Source organism: Halorubrum tibetense (assembly GCF_042661865.1).
Lineage (GTDB): Archaea > Halobacteriota > Halobacteria > Halobacteriales > Haloferacaceae > Halorubrum > Halorubrum tibetense.
Genome location: NZ_JBHSWW010000318.1, coordinates 1 through 2,502, shown reverse-complemented (window position 1 = coordinate 2,502; position 2,502 = coordinate 1). Strand labels below are relative to the sequence as shown.

General features: G+C 68.1%; 2 protein-coding genes. Both read left to right on the top strand.

Translation table 11 applies throughout. The features are described from left to right. Positions 1 to 200: 200 nt before the first annotated feature. A complete protein-coding gene (locus tag ACFQEU_RS14400) occupies positions 201 to 1,880 on the top strand; it encodes a sensor histidine kinase (RefSeq protein WP_379783274.1) in 1,680 nt (559 codons plus the stop codon). Positions 1,881 to 1,988: 108 nt separating this feature from the next. Beyond that, positions 1,989 to 2,502: DUF8155 domain-containing protein (locus ACFQEU_RS14395; protein WP_465261157.1), on the top strand; the 514-nt coding region annotated here is incomplete at its 3' end.

The window sequence follows — 2,502 nt, the reverse complement described above, 5'->3', positions numbered from 1 at the left end:
ACACGCGGACCGACGGCGTGCCGTCGCGGGCCTTCGAGAGCATCCGCTCCGTCCGCTCCCGGTCGGGTGTCGGGTCGCCCGCGCGCCCACGGTACACGCGCATGTCACCACCGACGGGTCGGACCGACAAGCGCTTTGCGTTCGTCACGCATACGCATGACGCAAACGTTTTGCCGGTGGTATGGTTCGTACCGGTATCGATGAGCGATCTGGGGGCACTACCGGTGCAGGCGTATCTGCTCGCGTGCCTGCTCGCCGGGGTCATCGGGCTGTGGCTCGGCCGCGTCGCGTGGACCGAACGCGACGAGCCCGGTCGCCTGGAGGTCTCCTTGTACCTCCTCGGCGGCGGACTGCTCTCGCTTTTCTACGCCGTGCGGATCGCCAGCGGGAGTCACACGGTGATGGTGGTCGCGTTACAGCTGTCGACACCCTTTCTCGCCGCGATGCCCGCGATCTGGCTCTACTTCGCGTTCGCATACGCGGGGTGGGACGAGTGGCGAACGGAGTCGCGAGTCGTCGCAGTCGTCTCCCCGGCGTTCCTCTGGGTGCTGCTCGCGTGGTCGAGCCGGACACACGGTCTCGCCCGGCGCTCGTTCGAGGCGGTGCCCGACGGGCCGTTCAGCCTCATCGAGCTCGCGCCGGGGCCGGCGACCGTCGCGTTCGTGTTGTACGCATACGGGCTGTTCCTGTTCGGGCTCCTCGTGGTCGTCGACCTGTATCAACGAACCGGGAACCGATATCGGCTCCAGACGTTCGTCGTCCTCCTCGGGGCGTTGTTTCCGCTCCTCGCAGGTCTCGTCACGGTCATCGATTTCGGGAGCTATGCGAACCTCGAGTGGGCGCCAGCGGCGTTCGTCGTCCACGGCGTGTTCCTCTACGGTGTCGTGTTCTGGTTGGGGACGCTCGACGCCGCCGTTGTCGCCCGAGACACCGCGGTGGAAGTCATGCAGGACCCCGTGATCGTCGCTGGGTCAGACGGACGCATCCGTGATCTCAACCCCGCGGCGAAGCGGCTCCTCCCCGACGAAGCGGTCGGTGAATCGCTGTCCGATGCGTTCCCACGGTTGGAGGCCGGCGACAGCCACCCGATCACGATGAACGACCGGCAGTTCGACATCCAAGAGGACCCGATCACGGACCCCCGTGGAACGGATCGGGGGCACGTCTTTCTGCTCCGTGACGTGACGGCGAGGGAACAGCGACAGGCGGCATTAGAACGCCGGGAGACGCAGCTCGAACGACAGAACGACCGGCTCGAGGAGTTCGCCGGTGTCGTCTCACACGACCTCCGGAACCCGCTCGCGGCCGCGACCGCTGCCGTCGAGCTGGCGCGTGTCAGCGAGGGCGACAAGGACGACGCGCTCGAACGGGCGACGAACGCACACGAGCGGATGGACGAGCTGATCGAGGGGTTGCTTTCGCTCGCGACCGCGGGGAAGGCCGTCGACACGCTCGAACGGGTCGCGATCGATGGCTCGATCCGCACCGTCTGGTCGCGCTTGGAGACGGGGCCGGCGACGCTCGTGGTCGACCTCCGGAACGAGACGGTTCTCGCGGACGAGGAGCGACTCCAGCAGCTCGTCGCGAACCTGTTCCGCAACGCGATCGAACACGGCGGCGACGACGTGACGGTCACCGTGACCGCGACCCAGGATGGCGACAGCCTCGCGTTGCGGGTCTGTGACGACGGTCCCGGGATCCCGGACGACGAGCGGGGTCGCGTGTTCGAGCGGGGAGTGTCGCTCGGCGGCGGAACCGGGCTCGGGCTGGCGATCGTCAGCGACATCGCCGAGGCACACGACTGGTCCGTCGAGACGGTCGACGGTCCCACCGAGGGTGCCTGCTTCGAGATCGGCGGGATCGAGGTCGTCGAGGAGTGACGACATGACTGTGGCGACGAGTGGCATCCCCTCCGGAGCCGTCGCTCGACGATCTCGACACTCCGCCGGTTCCGACGGCCACATTTCGGTCCGTCCCCTGGCGTGGATATGACCGTCCGCCTCCCCGCCGGGTCGTTCGACCCGTACCGGCGCTTTTCGATCTACAACTCCCCGTATCCGGCTCACGACGACGGGTGCGCGATCGATCTCTATCCCGAGGGGGAGCTCGGACGCTCTCCAGTCGCTGGAGTCGTACGTGAGACCCGAACCGTCGGCTGTCCGGACCGTTCGTACGCGGCGGCGACCGACCACCTGATCCTCGTCGACCTCGACGACGAGTGGTGCCACCGTGCGGGTGCCGACCCTGGGACCGTCGCTCGGATGCTCCACGTGATCCCGGCGGTCGAACCGGGCGACCGAGTCGCGGTCGGTGACGTCCTCGGCCCGACGACGCGGTCGGGCTTTTTCGGCCAGTGGGTCGACGACCACGTTCACCTCGGCTTTCGGCCGCCGGGGTCGAACCCGTTGCGAGCGAGCGGGTCACTCCCGGTGTCGGTCGGCGTCGCGGTCGGTGGCGTCACGTGGGGCGGGACGGGGACGGTCGTCGAAACCGGGCCGACAC

Coding starts and splice junctions, on each gene's coding strand:
- ACFQEU_RS14400 (WP_379783274.1), top strand. CDS start 201: ATGAGCGATCTGGGGGCACTACCGGTGCAGGCGTATCTGCTCGCGTGC.